Source organism: Nonomuraea sp. NPDC049269 (genome assembly GCF_043197155.1).
Lineage (GTDB): Bacteria > Actinomycetota > Actinomycetes > Streptosporangiales > Streptosporangiaceae > Nonomuraea.
Genome location: NZ_JBICSO010000003.1, coordinates 791,651 through 815,588, shown reverse-complemented (window position 1 = coordinate 815,588; position 23,938 = coordinate 791,651). Strand labels below are relative to the sequence as shown.

Annotated in this window: 25 protein-coding genes; 6 read left to right on the top strand and 19 right to left on the bottom strand. The window is 69.2% G+C overall.

Annotated features, from left to right (window positions below):
- Positions 1-36 precede the first annotated feature (36 nt).
- Together ACGFNP_RS21355 and ACGFNP_RS21350 are read right to left on the bottom strand one after the other, a co-directional pair.
- The gene (locus ACGFNP_RS21355; protein WP_358315788.1) at positions 37-1,077 is read right to left on the bottom strand and encodes a phosphotransferase family protein; all 1,041 of its coding nucleotides are present in this window, start codon (positions 1,075-1,077) and stop codon (positions 37-39) included.
- Complete coding sequence (locus tag ACGFNP_RS21350) at positions 1,074-2,267, bottom strand: acyl-CoA dehydrogenase family protein (RefSeq protein WP_358315791.1); 1,194 nt, start codon at positions 2,265-2,267, stop codon at positions 1,074-1,076. The genes ACGFNP_RS21355 and ACGFNP_RS21350 overlap by 4 nt, the downstream gene beginning before the upstream one ends.
- A 101-nt stretch (positions 2,268-2,368) precedes the next feature.
- Here ACGFNP_RS21350 and ACGFNP_RS21345 point away from each other — a divergent pair, with 101 nt between their 5' ends.
- From ACGFNP_RS21345 to ACGFNP_RS21325, 5 genes are all read left to right on the top strand, one after another.
- Complete coding sequence (locus tag ACGFNP_RS21345; RefSeq protein WP_358315794.1) at positions 2,369-2,938, top strand: TetR/AcrR family transcriptional regulator; 570 nt, start codon at positions 2,369-2,371, stop codon at positions 2,936-2,938.
- Between the two features lie 119 nt (positions 2,939-3,057).
- Entirely contained in the window at positions 3,058-4,395 is a 1,338-nt protein-coding gene (locus tag ACGFNP_RS21340; RefSeq protein WP_393321025.1) for an FAD-binding protein, read from the top strand.
- 68 nt (positions 4,396-4,463) lie between these two features.
- Entirely contained in the window at positions 4,464-4,847 is a 384-nt protein-coding gene (locus tag ACGFNP_RS21335) for a hypothetical protein (RefSeq protein ID WP_393321022.1), read from the top strand.
- Positions 4,848-4,876: 29 nt separating this feature from the next.
- Complete coding sequence (locus ACGFNP_RS21330; protein ID WP_393321019.1) at positions 4,877-5,674, top strand: SDR family NAD(P)-dependent oxidoreductase; 798 nt, start codon at positions 4,877-4,879, stop codon at positions 5,672-5,674.
- Between the two features lie 78 nt (positions 5,675-5,752).
- Positions 5,753-6,511 (top strand): SDR family NAD(P)-dependent oxidoreductase, encoded by a 759-nt coding sequence (locus tag ACGFNP_RS21325; protein ID WP_358315806.1) that lies wholly within the window; start codon positions 5,753-5,755, stop codon positions 6,509-6,511.
- Between the two features lie 32 nt (positions 6,512-6,543).
- Here ACGFNP_RS21325 and ACGFNP_RS21320 read toward each other — a convergent pair whose 3' ends face one another.
- The 7 genes from ACGFNP_RS21320 to ACGFNP_RS21290 form a co-directional block, all read right to left on the bottom strand.
- Positions 6,544-7,584 carry an MBL fold metallo-hydrolase gene (locus tag ACGFNP_RS21320; protein ID WP_393321015.1) on the bottom strand — a complete coding sequence of 347 codons (1,041 nt, stop codon included), beginning with the start codon at positions 7,582-7,584 and terminating at the stop codon, positions 6,544-6,546.
- The gene (locus ACGFNP_RS21315) at positions 7,581-9,098 is read right to left on the bottom strand and encodes a class I adenylate-forming enzyme family protein (protein ID WP_393321012.1); all 1,518 of its coding nucleotides are present in this window, start codon (positions 9,096-9,098) and stop codon (positions 7,581-7,583) included. The genes ACGFNP_RS21320 and ACGFNP_RS21315 overlap by 4 nt, the downstream gene beginning before the upstream one ends.
- Positions 9,099-9,125: 27 nt before the next feature.
- On the bottom strand, positions 9,126-9,446 hold the full coding sequence (locus tag ACGFNP_RS21310) for an EthD family reductase (RefSeq protein WP_358315815.1): 321 nt from the start codon (positions 9,444-9,446) through the stop codon (positions 9,126-9,128).
- 12 nt (positions 9,447-9,458) lie between these two features.
- Positions 9,459-9,827, bottom strand: a complete 369-nt coding sequence (locus ACGFNP_RS21305; protein ID WP_358315817.1) for a nuclear transport factor 2 family protein — start codon at positions 9,825-9,827, stop codon at positions 9,459-9,461.
- A gap of 39 nt (positions 9,828-9,866) precedes the next feature.
- Positions 9,867-11,048: an ABC transporter substrate-binding protein gene (locus tag ACGFNP_RS21300; RefSeq protein ID WP_358315820.1), complete on the bottom strand. Its 1,182-nt coding sequence runs from the start codon at positions 11,046-11,048 to the stop codon at positions 9,867-9,869.
- A gap of 159 nt (positions 11,049-11,207) precedes the next feature.
- Positions 11,208-11,834 carry a TetR/AcrR family transcriptional regulator gene (locus ACGFNP_RS21295; RefSeq protein WP_393321007.1) on the bottom strand — a complete coding sequence of 209 codons (627 nt, stop codon included), beginning with the start codon at positions 11,832-11,834 and terminating at the stop codon, positions 11,208-11,210.
- 176 nt (positions 11,835-12,010) lie between these two features.
- Positions 12,011-13,660 (bottom strand): CocE/NonD family hydrolase, encoded by a 1,650-nt coding sequence (locus ACGFNP_RS21290; protein WP_393321004.1) that lies wholly within the window; start codon positions 13,658-13,660, stop codon positions 12,011-12,013.
- Positions 13,661-13,985: 325 nt separating this feature from the next.
- Here ACGFNP_RS21290 and ACGFNP_RS21285 point away from each other — a divergent pair, with 325 nt between their 5' ends.
- Positions 13,986-14,681, top strand: coding sequence for an alpha/beta fold hydrolase (locus ACGFNP_RS21285; protein ID WP_358315829.1), 696 nt, complete (start codon positions 13,986-13,988; stop codon positions 14,679-14,681).
- A gap of 39 nt (positions 14,682-14,720) precedes the next feature.
- Here ACGFNP_RS21285 and ACGFNP_RS21280 read toward each other — a convergent pair whose 3' ends face one another.
- Genes ACGFNP_RS21280 through ACGFNP_RS21235 form a run of 10 tightly spaced genes read right to left on the bottom strand, consistent with a single transcriptional unit; the run spans position 14,721 to position 23,910 of the window.
- Positions 14,721-15,869: an acetyl-CoA C-acetyltransferase gene (locus ACGFNP_RS21280; protein ID WP_393321000.1), complete on the bottom strand. Its 1,149-nt coding sequence runs from the start codon at positions 15,867-15,869 to the stop codon at positions 14,721-14,723.
- 12 nt (positions 15,870-15,881) lie between these two features.
- Positions 15,882-16,685, bottom strand: a complete 804-nt coding sequence (locus ACGFNP_RS21275; RefSeq protein ID WP_393320997.1) for an enoyl-CoA hydratase/isomerase family protein — start codon at positions 16,683-16,685, stop codon at positions 15,882-15,884.
- A complete protein-coding gene (locus tag ACGFNP_RS21270; RefSeq protein ID WP_393320994.1) occupies positions 16,682-17,434 on the bottom strand; it encodes an SDR family NAD(P)-dependent oxidoreductase in 753 nt (250 codons plus the stop codon). Before ACGFNP_RS21270 ends, ACGFNP_RS21275 begins: the two co-directional genes overlap by 4 nt.
- Positions 17,431-18,201, bottom strand: coding sequence for an SDR family oxidoreductase (locus ACGFNP_RS21265; protein ID WP_358315842.1), 771 nt, complete (start codon positions 18,199-18,201; stop codon positions 17,431-17,433). Before ACGFNP_RS21265 ends, ACGFNP_RS21270 begins: the two co-directional genes overlap by 4 nt.
- Positions 18,198-19,415, bottom strand: a complete 1,218-nt coding sequence (locus ACGFNP_RS21260; RefSeq protein ID WP_358315845.1) for an acyl-CoA dehydrogenase family protein — start codon at positions 19,413-19,415, stop codon at positions 18,198-18,200. The genes ACGFNP_RS21265 and ACGFNP_RS21260 overlap by 4 nt, the downstream gene beginning before the upstream one ends.
- Positions 19,416-19,443: 28 nt before the next feature.
- On the bottom strand, positions 19,444-20,406 hold the full coding sequence (locus ACGFNP_RS21255; protein ID WP_393320989.1) for a phosphotransferase family protein: 963 nt from the start codon (positions 20,404-20,406) through the stop codon (positions 19,444-19,446).
- Positions 20,403-21,605: an acyl-CoA dehydrogenase family protein gene (locus ACGFNP_RS21250; RefSeq protein ID WP_393320986.1), complete on the bottom strand. Its 1,203-nt coding sequence runs from the start codon at positions 21,603-21,605 to the stop codon at positions 20,403-20,405. Before ACGFNP_RS21250 ends, ACGFNP_RS21255 begins: the two co-directional genes overlap by 4 nt.
- An 8-nt stretch (positions 21,606-21,613) precedes the next feature.
- Positions 21,614-22,759: a thiolase family protein gene (locus ACGFNP_RS21245; protein ID WP_393320983.1), complete on the bottom strand. Its 1,146-nt coding sequence runs from the start codon at positions 22,757-22,759 to the stop codon at positions 21,614-21,616.
- A complete protein-coding gene (locus ACGFNP_RS21240) occupies positions 22,756-23,118 on the bottom strand; it encodes an OB-fold domain-containing protein (RefSeq protein ID WP_358315857.1) in 363 nt (120 codons plus the stop codon). The genes ACGFNP_RS21245 and ACGFNP_RS21240 overlap by 4 nt, the downstream gene beginning before the upstream one ends.
- A gap of 3 nt (positions 23,119-23,121) precedes the next feature.
- Entirely contained in the window at positions 23,122-23,910 is a 789-nt protein-coding gene (locus tag ACGFNP_RS21235; RefSeq protein ID WP_358039992.1) for an enoyl-CoA hydratase/isomerase family protein, read from the bottom strand.
- Positions 23,911-23,938: the final 28 nt, after the last annotated feature.

Genomic DNA, 23,938 nt, shown 5'->3' with positions numbered 1-23,938 from the left:
GGGGGTCGAGGTAGGCGAACCGGCGGCTGATCGTTCCTAGTGAGAGGCGGGCTGCTCCAGGGCGCGGAGGCCGGCGGCGGCCAGCGGCGCGACCGCCTGGCCGGCCGATTCGAACCCGGATCCCCGCGTCATGCCCTGCTGGAAGCGGGCATGGATGCCTTCCGCGATCACGGCGATCTTGAAGTAGCCGAGCCCGAGATAGAAGTCGAGCCGGCCGAGGTCGCGACCACTGACCGCGGCGTAGCGCTGCGCGAGTTCGGCGGGCGTAGGCAAGCGTTCACTGGTGGAGGCGGCCGAGCCGCCGAGGACGGGAGCGAACGCCGGATCCGAGTAGACGAGGTGCAATCCCAGGTCGGCCAGCGGATCGCCGAGCGTGGCCATCTCCCAGTCCACCACCGCGCGAACCTCGGCGGGATCGTTCCGGGCGAGGATGGCATTGTCGATGCGATAGTCGCCATGCACGATCGAGGCGCCACTCTCATGAGGACACCGCTCGGCCAGCCGCGCGTGCAGCCGCTCGATGTCGGCCAGGGGGCGGGTCCGCACCCGTTGCCACTGGTCGTGCCAGCGCCCCACCTGCCTGGCCAGGTAGCCCTCAGGACGGCCGAAAGCCGCCAGCCCGACCGCGGCGGGGTCGACCGCGTGCAACTCGGCCAGCACATCGATCAATCCGTACGAGCAGCGGGCGAGGTCCTCGTCGGACAGCGCGAGCAGGTGGTCCGTGGTCCGGAGCACGACCCCCTCGACGTGCTCGACCACCGAGAAGGGAACGCCCAGCACCTCCGCCCCGGCCAGGACGACCGCGCCGGCGACCGGAACCCGGCTGCCGGCGAGGGCTGCCACGACCTGGAACTCGCGGCCCATGTCGTGCGCCGACGGGGTGAGCCCGCCCAGTGGTGGACGGCGCAGCACCCACTTGTGCCGCCCGTCCATGAGCAGGTACGTCAGGTTCGACCGGCCCCCTTGGAGTAACTCGGCGGTGAGGTGGCCGGTGAACCCGGGCACGCGCTCGGCGAAGAACCGTTCGAGCGCTGGAAGATCCAGGCCGTCGACCACGGACGGGGCCGTGCCGGTCATTGTGCCGCCTCCGCGTCATGCCGGCGCAGCACCCGCCTGGCGATGGCCCAGCGGTGGGTCTCGGACGGTCCGTCATAGATCCTGAACGGGCGGACCTCCCGCAGGTAACGGCTCAACAGGACGTCGCCGGAGATGCCGAGAGCGCCGCAGATCTGCACGGCACGATCGACGACGCGCCAGATCGCCTCCGCGCAGAAGGTCTTGGCGATCGCGGTGGACTGTGACGCGGATTCCTTCCGGTCGAGTTCCCAGCACGCCCGCAGGATGAGGCCACGGGACGCGGCGATGTCGATCTCGTTGTCGGCGATCATCTGCTGGACCATGCCGAGCTCGCCCAGCCGCGACCCGAACAGCCGCCGCTCCGCCGCCCGCGCCACGGCGATGTCCTGCGCCCGCCGTGCGATGCCCAGCCAGCGCATGCAATGCGTCATGCGGGCGGGACCCAGTCTGACCTGGGCGTGGCGGAAACCCTGGTCGACCTGACCGAGCACCGCGTCGTCGCCGACCACGCAGTTGTCGAAGGCCAGCTCGACGTGCCCCCCGTACAGGCTCTCGTCGAGAGTGTCGATGTGCCGGACCGTCTTCATGCCGGGGTTGCCGGCATCGACGAGGAACATCGTCGCGCCACCCGCTTCGCCCTGCCGCCCTGAGGTTCTCGCCATGCAGATCGCGAAACCCGCACCGTCCGCGCCGGTGATGAACCACTTGCGGCCGTCGATGCGCCACCCCTCGTCCACTCGCGTGGCACAGGTGGAGAGCGCGCTCGGATCCGAGCCCGCGCCGGGGGCCGGCTCGGTCATCGCGAAGCAGGAGCGGACCTCGCCCGCGGCGAGAGGCCGCAGGTAGCGTTCCTTCTGCTCGCCGGTGGCGATGGCCTCAAGCATGTGCATGTTGCCTTCGTCCGGCGCCGCGATGTTGAGTGCGAGCGGTCCCAGGAGGGAGTAGCCGGCCTCCTCGAACACCGCCGCCCGGCCGAGCATGTCCAGCCCGAGCCCGCCGTACTCCCGCGCGACGTGCGGGGCGAAGATCCCGGCCTGCTTCGCGGCCTGCTGCAACTGCCTGCGGACGTCCTCCGACCGTACGACACCACGATGTCGCTCTTCAACGGGCATCACCACCTCGCGGATGAACGTCGCGGTACGCCGGGCGACATCGGCGACAGCTGGACCGGGGGCAAGGTCGACGGCCATGGAGCCTCCCATGTGGCTAATCATCGTTAGCCGAACTGTAGCGCGCAACCATGGCTGTGCAAGACCAAGGGGCTAAGATGTGTTAGCCGAAGGGAGGCGCTGTGGACAGGCTCGATCACATCCGTGCGGTAGCGCTGGAGTTGTTCGCCGACAAGGGGTACGAAGCGACCACGATGGCCGACATCGGTGCCATGGTGGGGATGCGCGCGCCCAGCCTGTACAAGCACGTCAACTCCAAGCAGGATCTGCTCGCCGAGATCATGGCCGTGACGATGCGGGAGCTGCTCGCCGCCCACCGTGCGGCGGTCGCGACCACGACCGACCCCGTCGAGCGCCTGCGGCGGGCGAGCGAGGCCCACGTCCGCTATCACGCCCGGCACCGGCGTGAAGCGTTCGTCGGGAACCGGGAGATCCGCAGTCTTGTCGAGCCTCATCGCGGCCGCGTGCTCGACCTGCGCGCCGAGTACGAGACCTGCTTTCGCGATCTCGTACGAGCGGGGATCGCCGCGGGAGCGTTCTCCGTGACCTCGGAGCGGCTCGCGTCCTACGCGATCCTCGACCTCGGCATGGGATTGGCGGCCTGGTACCGCGATGACGGCGAGCACAGCGAGGACGCCGTCGTGTGGCAGTACAGCGAGTTCGCGCTCCGCATCGTGGGCTCTGGATGCTGATCAGCTCTCTGGCGACTACGACAAGGGTCAAGACTTGAATTGAATTGAGTTTGGTCTATCGTGGCACGCGGATGGCAACCACCCCCGCCGACCAGCCGATCCGGGCAGAGGAGAGCCGCGTGAGCGCAGAGGAGACCGATCTGCTGATCATCGGTGCGGGCATGGCAGGGCTGACCGCCGGTGCCCGCGCGGCACGCGATGGACTGTCCGTGGTGATCGTCGAGATCAGCGAAGACGTCGGCGGGTCCGCCCGCTTCGCCGGATACGCCTGGACTGCCCCGAGCCACGACGTCATGGATGAGCACAATCCCCACGGAGACGTCTCGCTGAAGCGCGCCCTGGTGGACCGGTTCGCCGACGGCATCGCGTGGATCCGCTCCATCGGCGTCGAGGCCAAGGACGCGCAACGCGTCCTCAGCTTCGGCCGCGGACACCGGTTCGACACCAACCACTACGTCGACACCTGCCGTCGGCTCATCCTTCAGGGCGGCGGCGAGCTGCTGCTCAACACCGACACCGAACACCTGGTGGCGGAGCACGGGGTCGTGGTCGGAGCGCGACTGAGGTCAGCCGACGGCACGTCGAGGGAGGTCCAGGCCCGCTCGACGCTCATCGCGACCGGCGGTTTCCAGGGCGACCTCGGACTCCGAACCGCTCATGTACACCCGCACGCCGACCGCATGGAGTTGCGCTCGAATCCCCACAGCCGCGGCGGCGGCTACCGTCTGGCCACCCAGGTCGGCGCGGCCACCGGTCATGAGGACGCCGGCTTCTACGGCCACCTCATCCCCAGCGGCCTGTCCTTCGCCGATCCGTCGGATTTCGTGGACCTCTCGCTCTACTACAGCGAGCACGCCCTCCTGTTCAACCTGGACAACGAGCGGTTCGTGGATGAGACGAAGGGCGACCATCTCACGACCATGGCGTTGCTGGAGCAGCCCGGCAGTCGCGGTCTCCTCGTCGCCGACGCCCGGGTGTTCCGCGACTGGGTCCTCGGCTCCTACGTCGAGGGAGCCGTCGCCGTCGACAAGTTCGCCCTGGCGAGCAAGCGAGGAGGCCGCGTCGGAGTCGCCGAGGACCTGGACGAGCTGGCCTTCCTGCCCGAGGAATGGGGCTACCGGGGCAAGGCCGTTCGCGACGGCGTCGAGGCGTTCAACGAGCGCGCTTCGGCAGGGCTGGAGCTGCGGCCCGGCCGGGAGCTGGACCGCCTCCCGCTCGACGAAGCGCCGTACTACGTCATCGAGACGGTGCCGGCCATCACCTTTCCGTTCCACGGTCTGCGCGTCGACGACCACGCCCGCGTCCTGCGCGGGGACGGCGAACCGCTCGGCGGACTCCTCGCGGCGGGGTCTGACGTCGGCGGCTTGTGGCACCGCGCCTACGCCGGCGGTATCGCCGCAGCTCTCGTCTTCGGGCTCACCGCGGCCGACACCGCCCTGAAGGCGGCGGCGACGTGAGATTCCCGGTAGAGGACCTTGCTTCCGCGCGCGGAATTCACCCTACGGTCATCGATAAGGAGCCACCCATGGCCACCGAAACGCCCCTGCTCGACGCGTGGTTCGCCACGATGGACTCCGACGAACCGGAACGTGTGCTCAAGAAGATCACCGATGACTTCCAGATGTCAGTGGTGTTCTCCAAGGGAAACGCCCAGACCGCCGAGTTCTGCGGCGACCGTGCGGGCCTGGTCGGCTACCTCCAGCAACGCGAGAAGAACACGCTCGTTCATCACCTGGTCCGGGCCACGGCCGTCGGCGACGTGGAGCTGGGGTTCGGGCTGGTGACGCGGGACGGCCGGTTCGAGGCGTCGTTCAACGTGAGCGCGCTCGTGGATCCCGCGTCCGGCAAGTGCCGCCGACTGCTGATCTGCCGGACTCCTGAGATCGCCTTTCCCCTGAGCGAGCAGTGAGCGACCAGCGAGCGAAGGGAACCGACGGCATGACCGGAACCACCAACGGCCGATTTGCGGGGACGATCGCTCTGGTCACCGGAGGCGGCTCCGGAATCGGCGCCGCAGTCGTCCGGCAGCTCGATCGCGAGCAATGCGCCGCGATCTATGTGGCCGACGTCAATGAGGTCGGAGCGCGTACGGTGGCCGCGACGACCAGAACCGGCCGCCCGGCCGCCCTGGACGTCACCGTCGCCGCCGCTGTCGAAGCGCAGGTCGAACGGATCGTCGAGGCACACGGCCGGCTCGATGTGGTGGTGAACACCGCGGGAGTCGACGACCCGCGCGCCAAGAAGCGGATCCTGGCCGCCCAGCAGTCAGGGGAGCCCCTCGACGTGTTCCGGCATCTCGAGGACGAACAGTGGCGCCGGGTCATGGCGATCAACCTCGACGGGTCGTTCCACGTCCTGCGTGCCGCGGTGCGCGCGATGATCCCGGCGGGTCGCGGCGCCGTGGTCATGGTCGGATCGTCGGCGGCCTTCGACACGCTGACGGGCTACGCCCACTACGCGGCGTCCAAGGCGGGCGTACACGCGCTCGCGCAGTCGGTGGCCAAAGAGGCGGCGGCGTTCGGCGTACGGGTCAACGTCGTCGCCCCAGGTCCCGTGGACACCCCCATGGCGGCCCGAACTCCCACGGCCGTCAGGCAGGCGTTGGAAGCATCGGGACCGGTGGGGTATGCCTCCCCGGAAGAGCTTGCGGACAACATCCTGTACCTCGCCTCTCCTGGCGCCTCGAACGTGGTGGGTGCCGTGCTGCTGAGCAACGGCGGGCGATTCACGGTCTGAGACCCCCTGACCCAGTTTTGAAGTCCACCAACGCATGGCGGCCGGCCCGTCGATGGCCGGTCGGAAAAGGAGATTGCCGTGAAAGCTCGACTGTCCGGACGCGTAGCCCTGGTCACCGGCGCGACCGGCGGAATCGGCGAGGCAGTCATCCGCCGGTTCGCCGAGGAGGGCGCGGCGGTCGTGATCACCGACGTGGACGCGGGACGCTGTGAAGAGGCCGCCGAGAAGGTCACGGCGGCGGGTGGACGCGCCCTTGGCATGGGCCTCGACGTCACCGACGAGCAGGCCTGGGAGGCGGTGGTGAACGAGGTGGACGGGCGGTTCGGCGGCATCGCCGTACTGGTCAACAACGCCGGCATCGCCAAGATGACGAACGTGGAGACGGAGACGCTGGAGACCTGGGAAGCGGTCGTCGCGGTGACCCAGCGCGGGGTCTGGCTGGGGATGAAGCACGTCGGCCCGGTGATCGAGCGCTCCGGTGGGGGCTCGATCGTCAACGTCTCGTCGATCTTCGGCACGGTTGGCGGATTCGGTGGGCAGTTCTCCTACCACGCCGCCAAGGGCGCGGTCCGACTGATGACGAAGAACGCGGCGCTCTATTGGGCGACGCGGGGGGTCAGGGTCAACTCGCTGCACCCGGGATTCATCGAGACCCCGTTGTCACGCAAGCTCTGGCGGGGGACGCCCCGGCTCGACCTGATGGTCGACAACACCCCGATGGGTCGGTTGGGCAGCACTGACGAAGTCGCCAACGCCGCGCTCTTCCTGGCCTCCGACGAGGCGAGCTTCATCACTGGTTCCGAGTTGTACGTCGACGGCGGCTACACCGCCCGCTGAGGCCGGCTATGGCGGCGCGGACCGGACGCCGATCACTCCGCGCCGCCGTCCACCCGCGTGTACCTGCCCACCTCGCCGTCGAGCTCCACTGTCACCTGTCCGCGCGCGACGAGGACGTCGAGGTGGGCGACCGTCTCATTGACCGCGAGCATCTGATTGAAGTCGTCCAGGCCGGCGAACGGCACCTCTCGCCGGGTCCAGGTCAGCTGCCGCGCGACCGCGTACCCGTCGAGGGTCCGCGTGCCGAGAGCCCGTAGTGCCTGCGCCAGCCGTACGTCATGATGGGCCAGCAACTCGGCGACGCGAGCATGGGCGCTCTCGGTGACCGGGCCGTGCGCGGGCAGCAGCCGCGCGTCGGCGAAGCGGGTCATCAGCCGCAGCGAATCGAGGTAGTCGGCCAGGGGGCGCTCGGACTCGCCGAGCTCGAAGCCGATGGACGGCGTGATGTGCGGCAGGACGTGGTCACCAGCGAACAGCAGACCCCCCGCTTCGTCCAGGTAAACCACGTGCCCCTTGGTGTGGCCGGGCGTGGGGATGACACGGAGAGTCCGCCGGCCGAGCTTGAGAACCCCGGCGCTGAGCCAGCCGTCCGGCGCTTCCCAGTCGCTCGCGGTGAAACCACCGTGGTCAACGCCCGACAGCCGGTCGGCGAGGTCGCCGGCGCCGCCACGGCGGAGCACTCGCAGCGAGGTGACCGGCACGTCACTGCGCACCTCGCCCAACAGCTCCAGGCCCTGCCGCTCGCCGGCACCGAGGTACACTCGCGACCCCAGCAGCCGGCGCAACGCCACGGCCTGTGTGTAGTGATCGCGATGGATGTGGGTGACGAAGATCTTCGTGATCTGACCCAGGTCGTACCCCACCGATGCCATGGCCTCCTCGAGGGCCCGGCGGGATTGGGGCAACGCCCAGCCGCCGTCGATCATGACAATGCCGTCGTCCTCTTCGAGCAGGTAGACGTTGACGGCACGCAGCCCGTCACCCGGAAGCGGCAGCGGAACGCGGTGCACTCCGGACTGGATCAGCTCGGCTCCGGACTCGACCCACTGGCCCCCCCGGGCAGGTGCCGTCACTTCTCCGCCTCGCGGGCCTGGCCGGCCAGGCCCGCGAGCAGGTCACAGGCGAGGTCACGGGCGCCGGCTCGGGAGATCTTGCCGACCGTGGTCTGCGGCAGCTCGTCGACGGCGAACACGAACTCGGGCCACTTCGCTTTGGAGAGCCCCACCTCCTGCAGGTGCCGGCTGATCTCATCGAGCCCGATCCCGCCTCTGTCAGCGGAGGTCACCAGCGCGGCCACCCGTTCACCGAGAATCTCGTCGGGGACCGGCACCACACAGGCCTGCGAGACATCCGGATGAGACGCGACGGCGCGTTCCACCTCGGTGACGTCGATGTTACGGCCGCCGCGGATGATCACATCTTTCTCCCGGCCCATGACGCTGACGGTCCCGTCCTCGTTGGTCATCATGAGATCACCGGTCGGGAAGAACCCGTCCGCGGTCACCTCCGGAGGGTCCAGCCTCCCCTCATGCGCATACCCGAGGAACAGCGACGGCCCGCGCACCTGGGCCCGGCCGACCTCACCCCGCCGTACCTCACGGCCATCCTGGCCGACCACCCGAAGCTCGGTGCCGGGAAACGGACGGCCGTCACGGCCGAGCCGGATCTCCACCGGCTCCTCCGGCGACGGCGAGGTGTGACCCAGGCACTCCGACATCCCGAACACCCGCAGGATCCTGGTGCCCAGCGACTCCTCGGCCCGGGTCATGGCCGCCACGTCCATCGGACCGCCACCGACGGTGATCGAACGTACGCCCTGGAGCGCCCGCGACCCGGAAGCGGCTGCGCCCAGTTGGAGCGACATGGTCGGCACGCACATGGTCCACCGCACCCGCGTCTCGGCCATCCGAGCCAGTACCGCGGCGGGGTCCCACCTGCGCCACAGGACCAGCGGACCGCCCAGCGACAGGGCCAGGAAGACCCCGAAACAGTACGCCGCGGTGGACGACAGCGGCACGATCGCGGCAATCGCGTCCCCGTGGCGCAGGCCGTTGATGGCGATGGTGTGCGAGCAGGCGTACCGCAAGGCGTCCTCGGACTGCACCACCCCCTTGGGCCGTCCCGTCGACCCGGAGGTCAGCCCGATCAGCGAACCTCCGGACCACCGCGAGACGTCCCGTGGCCCATCGCTTGACCAGGCCGCCCAGCCGTCCAGCACCTCGTGCCGGCCCGCGCCGGCCATCAGGGCGGGCACGGCCCACTCCTCAAGGGCGGAGGGTTCGGCGACCACGGCGTCGGGCCGGATGTCCTCGAAGGCCGCGGCGAACTCGGCGCCGGTCGTGTGCCGGTTGACCACCGCCAGCACGCCGCCGCTCATCCCCACGGCAAGGCTGGCCGCGACAGTCCGCCACGAGTTGTCGGCCTGCACCAGCACGGTCCCGGCACCACCCGGGCCGGTCACGGCGTCAGCGAGCCCGGCCGCATGAGTGAGCAGCTCGCGTGCGGTGTGACTACCCGAATCGTCGATGACGGCCACGGAATCCGACTCCTCGGCCCGCCGCCGGAACTCACTCACTACCTGTCGCATACGCTTTCCTCGCATCACTCACGCTGGTCAGCCCGTGAACATTTCCTTCTCGGTTCCCATCACGGCGAGTCGGCGGCCCCTCATGTCGCCGACCTGGGCGACCGCCGCAGCCCACTCGGGGCTGTCCAGCGCTTTCCGGAGGTCTTCCGCGCTGTCGAAGCTGAGCACCGACACCCCGTCCCAGCCCTCGGAACGGGTGTCGAACGCCGCGTCTATCTCGGTGTGCCGCCACGCCCGCAGCCCCGGCAGCCGATAGGTGAGCTCCGCGTGCTCGACCCGCCACCATGCGATGAACTGCTCGTGGGTCCACTCCGGCGGCCGCGCGGCCAGCAGTACGAGGTTGTACATGAGGTCTCTCCTCTACTGATCAGCGGCCGGCCAGTCCAGCAGCTCGAACGAGGTCGTGAAAAAGGACTGGTAGCGGAGCATCTTCCCGTTGGCCGACACGACGGCCGCGGAGTGGAACGTTCCGGTGGGCTTACCCGACTCGACGACCACCCCGTAGACCATCTCGAGGTTCCCGTCGACCGCCGAGCGGAGGACCTTGTGTACCCGCTCGACCGCGTTGCGGCCGGAGATGTACCGGGCGAAGTCCTCCTTGGATTGTCCGCTCACCTGACCGCCGGGGAGAGCGAGCAGGAACCGGAAGTCCGGCTCCACGCACTCGAGCGCCTTCTCCGGGTTCTGGCTGTCCATGCAGGCCATGTACTCTCGCAGCACCATGATCATCGATCCTCCTCAGCATCAAGGAAAGCAGGTGAGCCGGTGTCACCGGTCTGGGGGTGTGAAGAAGTCGCCTTCCGCCACGAACTGGCCACCCTTCACGACCACCTTCTGCACGCTGCGGGTCCCGAGGTGGTTGGCGGCGCTGAAGTTCATGACCGGCGCGACACCAGGGTCGATCTTGCCCGCCTTCTCGTACGCCTGGACAAGCGACTGCGAGGTGATCGGGCCTTGTACGGTCTGCGCGATCTGGACGAAGACCTTGGCTGAGGCCCACCCCCAGAGAGCGATGAAGTCGGCGGCCTGCTTCGGCTCGTACTTGGCCATCGCGTCGCGGAACTCCTTGACCGACGGATCGCTGTCGCTCGGCGCCTTGACCAGTTGCACCGCCTTGAAGCCTTCTGCGGCGTCACCGGCGAGGGTGAGCGTGGAGGCCGCCGCCGTGGGCGCGTAGCCGTAGGCAGGCACGGACAGGCCCTGCAGTTTGGCCTCCTTGAGGAAGGCCGCGGCCTCCGGCGAGGCGAGGATCACGATCACCGCGTCGGGCTTCTTGGCCTTCACCTGCGTGATCGTCGGACTCCAGTCGGTGGACTGGAACTTCACCGACAACAGCTCGGCGCTGCTGCCCGGACTGACCTTCTGCAGGACGGGCCCGACCTGCTTGGCCACGTTGACGAACGCGGCGGGGTCGCTGTGCACGACCAGTACCTTCTTCGCGCCGTCCTCCGCCGCCCAGGCCGCCAGCGCCGCCGCCTGGTCCTCATAGAGGGTCTGGACCCCGAACAGGCCGGGACGGGGCGGGGTGTACCAGCTGGCGGCGCCGCCCAGCTCGTTGAGAATCGGAATCTTCGACTGCTGCAGGACGAAGGGGAAGCTCGCCTCGCCCTGCGCGGTGCCGTTGGCGGCGACGATGGCCACGACCTTGTCCTGGCCGATCAGCTCCCGGGCGATCTGGACGGTCTGCTGGGGGTCGAAGGCGTTGTCCTTGACGATCCAGTTGATCTTGCGCCCGTTGATGCCGCCCTTGTCGTTGATCATCTTGAAGTAGGCGTCGGCGCCCGCGCGCTGCGGGACGCCGGAGGCGGCCACGGGGCCCGTGAGTGGGTACCAGGCACCGATCTTGATTTCTTTGTCGTCCGCGGCGTTGGAGCCACCACCGCAGGCGCCCGTGGCGAGCACGAGGGCCGCGACGCAGGTGGTGAGAAGGTGCGTTGAATGGAGGCGCATGACGTACTCCCACAACTGAGTTCAGTTCAGTTTACGGGACTCTATCGCCGCGCTCACACTCGGGCAATAGCCTGATGAGCCAAACGCGGTGCTTTCATCCCGACACAGAGCGACCGGCACGGCCTTCCCCACTGGCCATGCCGGTCGTCGGACCATCGGCTACGGTGCGACCATCCGCACGCAGCAGTCTTCGGTCAGCTCGCTCACGTTGGACAGAGTCACCGGACCTCTGGGGCGATACCATCGCCAGACGCTCACGATCATGCCGAGCATGTTCAGGGCCAGCGTGTGCGCGTCACGGCGGACGAAGGCGCCCTCGTCCATCCCTCGCTGGAGCAGCTCGGTCCACGCGTCCTCGATCCTATGGACCAGCTCGCGAGCGGCGAGCCGCTCGGCCTCCTCCTTCTTCGAACTACGCGGCACCGCGAGGATCGCCAGGTTGTTCTGCAAGATCCGCATCTGCGCCACATCGCGGTCGGACACCACGTACGCCGAGCGCACCGCTTCCCGCAACGCCTCCATCGGGTCCGGCTGGTCGTCGGTCGCCTTCACGAACATCTCCAGCGAACGCTGAAGCTCAAGCCGCATGATCGTGAGCAGGCAGTGGGCCTTCGACTCGAAGTAGTGATAAAGGGCTGTCTGCCCGATTCCTACCTGATCGGCAACCACCGACCACTTGGTGGCGTCGTAGCCGTTCTTGCCGAAATTCTTGATCGCAGCCGTCAGGATGGCCCCCCGTTTGGAACGGGGACCTTCGTCCGGCTCCGTGATCTTCGCTGCCTTCATCACCCCACCCCTGACATCTGCGCCGAAGAACGTCGCGACCTGGCCAAAGCCCCATGGTCGAGCTGACTTGAACTCGGTTCTACTCCCATTCCAGGTCATCATACTCACAAGAACGCGCCCGCCCAGGTCGAGCTCGGGTTCTCGCGGCAGGCCGGCAACCGACGGCGCGCGTCTGGTCAGTTGTCACGCTTGCACGGATTGCCGGGCCCTTTGGCGGACCAGTCCATGGGCTGAGAGAGGCCGCCGCTCGTCGGTGTGACCGCGCTGGCCGCCGTCCGGAAGCAGTCGGCTCGCAGGAGCGGCAAGCTCACCGAGGACGGCCACGCCGAGCCGCGTTGGATCCGGTAAGCACCACCGGCCACGCTGGCCCGCGCGGGGGCGGTGAGAGCACACGGAAGGATGTTGAAGCCCGTGCAGGCGGAATCGGGCGTCTGGGTCGTGAGGGTGAGACGGAGTGAATGTCCCGGAAGCACGGCCCACAGACGGGGGTGGAGCGCGATGTCGAAGCGTGTCACCACACCGGGCGTGAGGTAGTCGTCACCGGTCAGCCGGTTGAAGGGGCGGATGATCGTCCCGTTTCGGTCGCGCCAGTTCTTGGCGGGATCCAGGGCACGCTGACTGCCGAGGACCGCCCCGAACGTGATGGGCGCCGCCGTCCCGTCGGGCGCGACGTCGGCGAGGGTGGCGATCAGTTGGAGGTTGGTGTTGCTGGAACTCGCGTACACGGCCGCGCTGACGGGTCCCGCCAGGGTGGCGCCGTCCGCGAGGGGAGGCGTCGAGTACGTGAGCGTGCTGCCCGCCACGCTCGGCTGGGCCCACGCGATCGCGTCACTGCCCCTTGACGGCCGGGACGACTTGAGCGCTCCGTTCGCGTGGAGATAGTAGGTGGTGTAGTCCGGGACGATCGGGTAGCGCGCGGCGTTGATCCAGCGGTCCGTGCGTAGCTCGTACAGGTGCATCGGGGTGTCGGTCCGCTCGATGCCGGTGTTCTTGTGCTTCAGCCATGTGTCGTACCACTCGAGCATGATGGTGTTGTCGAGGCCCTGACCGTGTCCCCACGGGCCGACGATGATCTGGTAGCGACCGGTGGTCGGCTGCCTGGGATCCATCGCGGCCTGGACGGGGCGGTCGTGGTAGGCGTTCTGCAGCGCCGTGTAGAACTCGGTCGCGCCCCGGATGACGACGTCGTCCCATCCGCTCCAGAGCAGGGCGGGGATGTCGTTGTCCACGATGCTCTGGGCGAAGGTGATGGGCTGGCGGGCCCGCCAGAAGTCCCGGCTGTAGGCGGCGTCACCACCGCTCTCGATGTTCGCGACCAGATCGGCGAAGAAGGCTTTCGCCGAGGGTGTGTCGCCCACGGAGGCGGCCGCGCGGCGCAGGAACGGGAAGTCTCCGGTCAGGATCCCGTTCACCAGGAAGGTCTCCCGGAGGTAGTCCTGCGCGGTACACGTGGGAATGATCGCTTTGAGGGGCGAGCCGCGGCCGACGTTGGCGGCCGTGTAGAGCTGGGTCTCTCCGGCATAGGAGCAGCCATATCCACCGACGATGCCGTTGGAGCCGTCCAGTTCGTGGGCCGCCCAGTCGACGGTCCGCACACCGTCTCGGTGATCCCGTGCCGACACGTACCCGAACTCGCCGCCCGACGTGCCGCTGCCTCGCGATCGAACGGTCGCGAAGATGTAGCCGTACGGGACGAAGAAGGAATTGACCTCATCCGTGTACGGCGTCTGTTGCAAGATCACTGGAAACCGGCCGGCGGCACGCCGGCCGGTGGCCGGATCGGTCGGGTAGGCCACTGTGGCCGTGAGCGTCACACCGTCGTCCATCCGCACCGGGACGTTCGACAGGATCGTCGTTCCGTAGCGGGCCGGTCCTGGCTCCCATCGCCCGCCCGGCCATGGAGTCGGCGCTTGGCGATCGGCCCGCGCGGGTGCCCAGCCCCCGGCGAGCATTCCCGTGGTGAGCAGGCCTGTGAGTAAAGCGGAGCACACTCGTCGACGCCACGAAGCGCCCATCATGCACCATCCTCGATCAGTCTTTCCCGAACTGAACTCACTTAAGCTAGCAACGAGAACGGCAGGGGCACGAGACCTATACAGCGAAATTGAATTCAGTTAAGGTTCACCGACATTCCGAATGAGGAGGCCACCCATGCCGTTCGTTCTCATCCACGGCGCCGGCTTCGGCGCGAACTGCTGGGACGAGCTGATCCCCCACCTGAACGCTCAGGCGCTGGCGGTCGACCTTCCCGGCCGCGGGACGAGGGCCGGAGTCGGGCTCGACACGGTCACCCTCGCGGACTGCGCCGACGCGGTCCGAGAGGATGTCGAAGCCAAGGATCTGCGGGACGTGGTGCTGGTCGGTCACTCCTTCGCGGGAGTCACGGTGCCGCGTGTCCTGGACCTCATACCGGACCGGATTCGGCACGTCGTTCTCGTCTCGGCCGTGGTTCCTCCCGACGGATCCCGGGTGCTCGACCAGATCGACCCCGGCGTACGGGATCTGGTCGAGCAGTCCATCGCCGGCGGCGTCTACCACCAGACCCGCGAGGGCGCCGCCGCGATCCTGTGCGAGGACATGGACGAGGCGACCACCGTGTCCACGCTGGATCGGCTGATCGACGACTCGGCCGCCCTGCTGAGCGAGACCGTGGACCTGAGCGGATACCGGCGCGAGATCCCGCGGACGTACCTGCACCTCACGCGGGACCTGTGTTACGTCGAGGAGCTCCAGCAGCGATCCATCGCACTGCTCCGGCCGGACGTCATCGATCTCGACACCGGCCACCTGGCGATGATCAGCGCGCCCGGAAAGCTCGCCGCCATCCTCAACACCATTCACGGCTGATCACCGGGTCGGCCCGCCGCGATTCCAGTGGGCCGGCTCTCATACCCGCTCGACGATCGTGGCGTTCGCCATCCCGCCCCCTTCGCACATCGTCTGCAGGCCGTACCGTCCGCCGGTTCGGCGAAGCTGGTGCACCAGGGTCGTCATCAGTCGCGCTCCTGTGGCGCCCAGCGGATGGCCGAGCGCGATCGCTCCCCCGAACGCGTTGGTCCGTTCGGGGGACGCGCCGGTCTCCTTCTGCCAGGCCAGCACCACCGAGGCGAACGCCTCGTTGATCTCGATCAGGTCCATGGCGTCGATGGACAGCCCGGCGCGGTCGAGAATCTTCTCGGTGGCCGGGATGGGTCCGGTGAGCATGTAGATCGGGTCCGAGCCCACCACGGCCATGCTGTGGACCCGGGCCAGCGGCGTGAGCCCGTGGCGGCGCACCGCGTCCTGCGAGGCGACGAGCAGTGCGGCGGCGCCGTCCGAGATCTGGCTGGACACCGCGGCGGTCAGCCGGCCGCCCTCGCTGAGCGTCCTGAGCCCCGCCATCTTCTCCAGAGTGGTGTCGGCCCGCGGTCCCTCGTCGGCCTCCAGGCCGAACGCCGGCACCACCTCGTCGGCGAAGACCCCGTCCGCCCAGGCGGTGACCGCGCGCCGGTGACTGTTCATGGCGAACCGCTCCATGTCCTCCCGAGAGACATCCCACTTCCGCGCGATCAGCTCGGCGCCGCGGAACTGCGACACCTCCTCCTCACCGAAGTGGGTCCGCCAGCCCTCCCCGTCGTACGGCATCCCCATGCCCTCGCGTTCGCCCACGATGGCCGGGCTCATGATGGGCACCAGGCTCATGACCTCGACGCCGCCCGCGACGACGAGGTCGGCGGTGCCGGACATGACCGCTTGGGCGGCGAAGTGGACGGCCTGCTGCGACGAGCCGCACTGCCGGTCGATGGTCGTGCCGGGCACGTGCTGGGGAAGCCCCGCGGCCAGCCATGACGTACGGGCGATGTTCCCCGTCTGCGCCCCGATCTGGCTGACGCAGCCGAAGTAGACGTCATCGACGGCCCCGGGGTCGATCCCGGTGCGGGTGACGAGCGAACGCAGGACATGGGCGCCCAGGTCGGCGGGGTGGACCTGGCTGAGTGCTCCCTTGCGGCGGCCGACTGGGGTACGGACGGCATCGACGATGAAGGCTTCGGCCACAGTTTTCTCCGGTCATTCGGTGGGATGGGGGAAAGAGAACCGAGGAGGACGCTTGCCCAGGAAGGCGGCGACGCCTTCGACGCCCTCGGGGGACGCCGCCGTCTCGGCGAGAGAGCGGGCCTCACGATCCAGGTGCGGGTCGAGGTCGCCGGACAGGGCGGCGGAAACGAGCCGCCTGGTCGCGCCGAGGGCCCTCGTCGCACCCAGGGTGAGCGCGGTGGCCACGCGTCGCGCTTCCTCCGGCAACCGTTCGGCGGCCACCACGGACGTCACGAGCCCCATGTCGGCCGCTTCCCGTGCGGAGATCCGGCGATTGGTGAGCAGCAGTTCCAGGGCCCGCTTGGGGCCGACCAACCGGGGCAGCGACCAGGTCACCCCGGCATCGGGTGAGTATCCGATGCCCGTGTAGGCGAGCACGAACGTCGCGTCGTCCGCCGCGACGGTGAGGTCGGCCGCGGCGGCCAGGCCCACGCCGGCGCCGGCCACCGCTCCCTGGACCTGCGCGACGAGCGGTGCGTCCATCCGGGCGAAGATCCGCAGGGCTCCGTGCAGCGCGTCGGTCACCTCCATGAGATGGTCCTTGAGCACCGCACCCCGCAACGCGGAGAACTCGCGCAGGTCGCCGCCGGCGCAGAAGGATCGTCCCTCACCACGCAGCAGGACGGCCCGGACGTTCTCCTCCAGGCAGGCCCGGGCGGCGTCGCGCAGCCCGCGCGCCAGGTCCAGATCGATGGCGTTGCCGCGGGCGCCGCGGCACATGACGATGTCCGCCACTCCGTCCAGCACTTCTACCGTGACGGCGGGAAGCGCGCTCATCTCGCCGTCCAGCCGCCGTCGACGACCAGAACCTGTCCGGTGCAGTACGACGAGGCGTCCGAGGCGAGGAAGAGCAGAGCGCCGTCGAGCTCGGCGGGGTCCCCGCCACGGCGCAGCATCGTGTTCTTCTCGATCCACCGGCCGGCCTGGGCGTCGGCGAACAGCTCCTCGGTCATCTCGGATCGGAACCAGCCAGGTGCCAGCGCGTTGACCCGCACGCCGGCCGGACCCCACTGGCCGGCCAGCTCACGGGTCAGTCCCATCAGCCCCGCCTTGGAGGCCGCGTAGCTCGCACCGCCTATCGGGGCCGCCGACACCAGGCCCAGGATGGAGGCGACGTTCACGATGCTGCGGCCGGTGCCGGACACCGTGGCCATGAGGCGGGCCAGATGGAACGGAGCGACCAGGTTCACCGCGAGAACGTCCGCGAAGTCCTGTGAGCTCTCGTCCTCGGCGCGGGGTCCGCCCGCGACGCCGGCGTTGTTGATCAGGACGTCGAAACGGCCGGTCTCCGCCAAGGCGGTCGCGACCAACCGTTCGCGATCGTCCTCGCGGCTGACGTCACAGGCCACCGGATGGATACGGGAATCACCGGCCGCCAGCTCCGCCAGCCGGTCGGCCCGCCTGGCCGCCGCGAACACGGTCGCCCCGGAGGAGGCCAGGACCGCCGCGAAGCGGGCCCCGAGTCCGGAGGAGGCACCGGTGACCACGGCGGTCCGCCCGCTCAGGGAGAACAGGTGGTCGATCACTCGTCGACCCCGATCGGCAGGGCCAGCGCGCCGCCGTCGATGACGAGGACCTGGCCGGTGATCCAGGACGAGGCTTCCGAGGCCAGGAAGAGCGCCGCGCTTGCCACATCCTCGGGCGTGCCCAGCCGCCGCAGCGGCAGCTTCGCGGTGAGGATGGGCTCGCGCGCCTCCCAGACGGCCCGCGCCAGCTCGGTCTTGATCAGTCCCGGGGCGATGGCGTTGACGCGCGCCTTGGGGCCGAGCTCGTAGGCGAGCTGCCGGGTCATATGGATCATGGCGGCCTTGGTGGCGTTGTAGTAGCCGATGTGCGGGTCGACGATCAGCCCGCCCACCGACGCGATGTTGACGACGGCGCCTCCGTGCTCGGCCATCGAGGCATTCCAGGCGCAACGGGTCCAGGCGATCATCCCGTACTGGTTGACCCGCACCGTCTTCTCCGCGCGGGGCAGGTCGAGGTCGAGCAGGTCGCCGTGGTACGGGTTGGTGGCGGCGTTGTTGACCAGGACGTCCACCCGGCCGAAGCGCTCCATCGTCTCGTCGATACAGCGCTGCGCCTGCTCCGGCTCGCCGGCGTTGGCCACGACGGTGTGCACACCCCCGCTCGCCTCGGTGCGCAGCAACTCGGCACGTGCGCCGGCCAGTCCCTCCGCCTTGCGCGCGGCGATGACCACGTGCGCTCCCGCGGCCCGATAGGCGTGCGCGATCGCCAGCCCGATGCCGCGGGACCCACCGGTGATCACCGCTGTCCGGCCGTCGAGCACGTTCATGCTGCCCCCTTCTTCGTGTACTTGGCCAGCTCCTGGCGGGCGACGGTGCGCAGGTGGACCTCGTCGGGCCCGTCGGCGATGCGCAACGCCCTGGTGATCGCGAACAACCGGGCCAGGACGGTGTCGTCGCTGACCCCGGCCGCGCCGAATGCCTGGACGGCCCGATCGACCACCTTGTGGGCCACCTCGAGCGCCGCCACTTTGATCGCCGCCACCTCCATGCGGGCCGCGGAATTGCCGCTGGTGTCCATCAACCACGCCGACTTGAGCACCAGCAGCCGCAACTGCTCGATCTCGATCCGGCTGCGCGCGATCCATTCCCGCACCACGCCCTGGTCGGCCAGTGGCCCGCCGAACGCCTCGCGGTCGAGCACCCGCCGGCACATGAGCCCCAGAGCTCGTTCGGCGAACCCGACCGCGCGCATGGCGTAGTGCATCCGGCCGGGTCCGAGCCGTCCCTGGGCGAGCGCGAAGCCGTCGCCTTCGCCGCCGAGCAGGTTGGCGGCCGGCACGCGTACGTCCTCGAAGAGCACGTCACCGTGTCCGAGCCGGTCGGTGTAGCCGAACATGGGCAGGTCGCGCAGGACCGTGATGCCGGGGGTGTCCCGGGGGATGAGCAGCATGCTCTGCTGACGGTAGGTCGGCGCCTCCGGGTCGCTCACTCCCATGAGGATGATCAGCCGGCAATCCGGATCAAGGATGCCCGAGGTGTACCACTTATGGCCGTTGACGAGGTAGCTGTCGCCGTCGCGGGTGATCCTGGTGCGGAGGTTGCGCGGGTCGGAACTGGCCACGTCGGGCTCGGTCATGGCGAAGCACGACCGAATCTCGGCCTCCAGCAGCGGGCGCAACCACCGCTCCTGCTGCTCGGGGGTGCCGAACAGCGCGAGCAACTCCATGTTCCCGGTGTCCGGGGCGGAGCAGTTGAACACCTCGGGTCCGATGATGGAGCGGCCGGCGAGTTCGGCGAGCGGCGCGTACTCGAGGTTGGTCAGCCCCGCGCCCCAGTCGCCGTGGGACATGAACAGGTTCCACAGACCCTCGGCGCGGGCCTTCTCCTTGAGTTCGAGCATCACGGGAGGAAGGGCGTGCGGGTCGTCGGCGTGGGCGAGCTGCCGGTCGTACACGATTTCGCTGGGGTAGACGTACTGCTCCATGAACGACCGCATCCGGACCTGAAGCTCGGAAGCGTGGGGGGAGAATTCAAAGTCCACGATGTCCTCGATTTCATGAAAGAGGTGGTCAGCCGAGAAGGTCGCGGGCCATGCGGATCATGGCGGCGATCGTCGGCGGCAACCGTTCCTGATCCGGGTCGTGGATCCGGCCCTCGCGGTGACGGCGCAGGTTGTGGCCCATGATGGCGGCCATCTTCATCCGGCCGAGCGCGCGGAACCAGTCGAAGTCGGGCAGCGGCGGAGCGCCCGCGAGGTAGGCGTCCAGCAACTCCGCCTCGGTCGGCAGCCCGGCGAGCTCCTTGCCCAGCGCGGGGAAGTTGCGGTGGTCGGCGAACAGCAGGAACCAGCCGAGGTCCGTCCGCGGGTCACCGACGCTCCAGATCTCCCAGTCGACGACGGCAGCCGCCTCCTCCGCCCGGCACAGGACGTTGCCCAGCCGGAAGTCCCCGTGCACCAGGACCGGCGGCAGGTCGTCGGGCACCGCCTGGGCGAGCCGATGGAGCAGTTCCTCGCTCCCGGGGCGGAGCTCGGCGGGGACCGCGCGCATCGTGCGGCTCCACTGTTCGAGCTCGGCGGTCGCGTCGCGGGGCGGCGGCGCGTCCAGCGTGAGGGAGGCGACGTCGAGGTCGTGCAGGCGGCGCAGCACACCGGCGATCTCCACCATGCGGGCGCGGGCGAGCGCCGGGTCGAGATCGTGCTCGTCGAGCACCGGTTCCACGGCCTCGCCGGAGACGAACTCCATGGCGAACCAGGCCGGTTGCCGCTCGTCGACGGCCACGATCTCGGGGACGGGCACCGCCGTGCCGGCCAGCGCCTGGAGCACCCGCGCCTGGCGGAGCATGTCGTTACGGCCCACCGGACGTTCCGCATGCGGGACCGCCTTGACGACGTACCTGCGCTCTCCCACCGTGACCACGTAGGTGAGCCCGGAGTGGCCGCCGGCGAGTGTCTCCAGCGGGCCCACCCGCCGGCCTGGGAACGCGCTGACAACCCGGTCGGCCAGGTCCGGCGAAGCGACGTCGGCGGTCATCGTGACGGCTCCTTGGGCAGGCCGAGCACCCGCTCGGACAGGATGGTGCGCTGGATCTCGTCGGTGCCGCCGGCGATGCTGTAGCCGGGAGCGCCCAGCAGCTGCTCGGTCCAGGCGAAAGTGCCCCACTCTCCCGTGTCGGCGACCAGGCGCGGCCCGAGAAGCTGCAGGACCAGGTCACTGGTGCGGCGCATGGTCTCGGTGGCGTAGAGCTTGCCCACCGACGCCTCGGCGCCCGGTTCGCGGCCGGAGACCAGCGCCGCGGTCACGCGGAGCCCGATGACGCGCTGGACGAGAGTGCGTACGTACAGGTCCGCCGCGAGGTTCTGCTCATGGCCGGTGAGCGGTCGTGGCAGGTGCCGGGCCAGTTCGATGGCGCGGTCGGCGTTGTCCAGGCCGAGGGAGCCGGAGTCCAGCCGTTCGGCGGCCAGCACCGTCAGGGTGACCCGCCAGCCCTCGCCGACGGGGCCGAGCCGATCGGTGTCGGGTACCACGACACCGTCGAGGTAGACCTCGTTGAAGCTGGTCCCGCCGGTCATCTGCCGGATGGGGCGGATGGTGACGCCCGGGGCGTCCATCGGCACCATGAACACGGTGATGCCCGCGTGCTTGCGCACGTCCGGGTCGGTGCGGCACACGGCGACGCCCCAGGACGCGACCGTCGCCCCCGAGGTCCACACTTTGTGTCCGTCGAGCACCCAGTTGTCGCCGTCGCGAACCGCCCGGGTACGGACCGCGGCCAGGTCGGAACCGGCCTCGGTCTCGGAGAACAGCTGACAGGCCAGCTGGTCCGTGCGCAGCATGGGCCGGATCCAGCGCCCCTGCTGCTCGGGCGTGCCCCAGATCCGGATGGCCGGGGCCACCAGCTGCTGGGTGACCGGAAAGATCTCGGTGCGGCGCGGGACGTCGAAGGCCGCTTCCTCTTGCCGGTAGAGCTGCTCGTAGAACACGGGCAGACCACGTCCGCCGAACTCCTCCGGCCAGCTCAGCGCGCCCCAGCCCGCGTCGTACCGGGTCATCTCCCAAGCCCGGATCCGTTCGGTGTGCTCGCGCTCCTCCTCTTCCGACCAGTTCTCGAAGACCGCTACCGAGTCGTCTCCGGTGCCCCAGGCGCCGCTCGCCTGCCGCGGCCGGGCGGCCGACGCGAGCCAGTCGGCGGCCTCTGCCCTGAACTTCTCAGGTGCTGGAATGTCGCTCATCAGTTCCTCTATCGGGACAGCACCGTGCAGGCGCTCACGCCCGGGGCGCCGTACACGTGGGTGAATCCGACTCTGGGCCCGCCGGGCACCTGCCGGTCTCCGGCCTGTCCGCGCAGTTGCCGCACCACTTCGCAGACCTGGCGCAGACCCGACGCCCCGATGGGCTCACCGTTGGCGATGCAACCGCCGTCGGTGTTGACCGGCAACGAGCCGCCGATCTCGGTGGCGCGCGACGCGATCAGCTTCTCCTGCTCGCCGTCCTCGCAGAACCCGCACTCGGCCATGTGCATCACCTCCGCACCGCTCTCGGTGTCCTGCAGTTGGCACACGTCGACATCGCCGGGGGCGACACCGGCCGCCTCGAACGCCGCCGCCGCGGCGTCCCGGGTCACGCTGTTCAGCTCTCCGCCGGCGATCCACGGGCTGAAGACCTCGAACGAGCCGAAGCGGCGCGACCGCACGACCGCCGATCGCAGGGTCACCGGGACGCTCGTCGGATTCCTGACCGCCGAGGCGGCGCACAGCACCAGCGCGGCCGCTCCTTCTCCCGGGGAGCAGAACATGTAGCGGGTCAGCGGGTCGCTGACCATGCCCGACGCGAGGATCTCGTCGGCATCCATCGGGGTACGCCGCCACGCGTTCGGATTGAGGGCACCGTTGCGGTAGGCCTTCTCCGCCACCAGTCCGAGCGTCCGGGAGCTGATCCCGTGGTCGTGCATGTAACGCCGGATCTTCATGCCGAAGAACTGGGTGGTGACCATCAGCCCGTCACGCCCGTAGGCCTCGTCGAGCCCCCAGCCCGCGGGCAACGGGTCGAAGGCGCCCCGCGGATGTTTGTCGAACCCGACGGCCACCACCACTTCGGCCATGCCACCGCGAATGGCGTTCACCGCCGACACCAGAGCGCTGCCACCCGTCGCGCAACCGTTCTTGACGTTGACGAACGGCAGGCCGGTGAGGCCGAGCTGAGCCACCAAGGTGTCGGCCAGCCCCGCGGCATCGCTGCCACCGAACGCCGCGTCCACCCGTGGCCACGCGATCCCGGCGTCGGCCAGCGCGGCCCGCACCGCGTACACGGCGTGCTGGCGTCCGGTCGTGTGCTCGGTGCGGCCGAACGGCGACATGCCGGCGCCGGCGATCAGTACGTCGGTCATGAGGCCCCTTCGATCGCCATCGCGCGTGGTACTCCGGTGGTCGGCTCTATCCGCAGCGGCATGCCGATCCGGATCGAGCCGAGGTCGTCGATGTCGAGCACCGCCGCGACGCGGACGCCCTCCGGCAGCTCCACGTAACCCATTGCGAACGGCCGGAAGCCGTCCTTCGGCGGCACGAACGGGGGTGATTTCGGAGCGAACCGCTGGACCGTCCAGGTCCACAGCTCCCCGGCCGAGGACAGCGTCACCGGAGAGGCCGCCCGCCCGCAGCGCGGACAGGCGTCGTCAGCCGGGTAGACCGTCACCGCGCACGCCTCGCACCGGGAACCTCGCAGACCGGCGGCCTGATGCGCCGACACCGGTCAGCGACCCTTCCACTTCGGCTCGCGCTTCTCCAGGAACGCGGCCACGCCCTCGGCGGCGTCCTGGGAGTTGAGCGTCACCCCGACGGCCAGGTGCTCCATCACCATCAGCGACTGGATGTCGGCCTCCAGGCTGCGGTCGATGGTCATCTTCGTGATCCGCATCTGGAAGGGGCTCTTGTCGGTCAGGTGGCTGATGAACTCCTCGACCGTGGCATCGAGCTCCTCCGCGGGCGCCGACTTGTTGATCAGGTCGAAGTCGACCGCCTCGACACCGGACAGCAGCTTGCCGGTGAGCATCAGCTCCTTGGTCTTGCGGATGCCGATCATGCGAGGCACCCGGTAGATCGGCCCCGCCCCGCCGAACAGAGCCCGCCGGATGTGAAAGTCGCCGATCTTGGCGTCGTCCGCGGCGATCGCGAAGTCACAGGAGATCATCAGCTCGAAGCCGCCGGCCGTGACATGACCCTCCAGCACCGCCACGGAGGGGGTGCTCATCGAGTACAGCCGGTCGCAGACCTTCGCCGAGATGACCGCCACGTCCATGGCCGTGCTGCTGCCGATGTAGTCGGCCTGCAGCTCATCGAGATCGAAGCCCGAGCAGAACGTGCCACCCCGGCCGCGCAGCACCAGGACGCGCAGTTCGGGGTCGGCGTCGACCTCGGTGATGATCTCGTCGAGCCGCTTGAGAATCGGCAGGGTTACACAGTTCTTCTTCCACGGGCGGTTGAGCCACACTCGCGCGACGTTGCCATCGCGCTCGAACTGGATCTCGTCCTCTACCGTCACTGTTCCTCCTAAACTAAACTGAATTCAG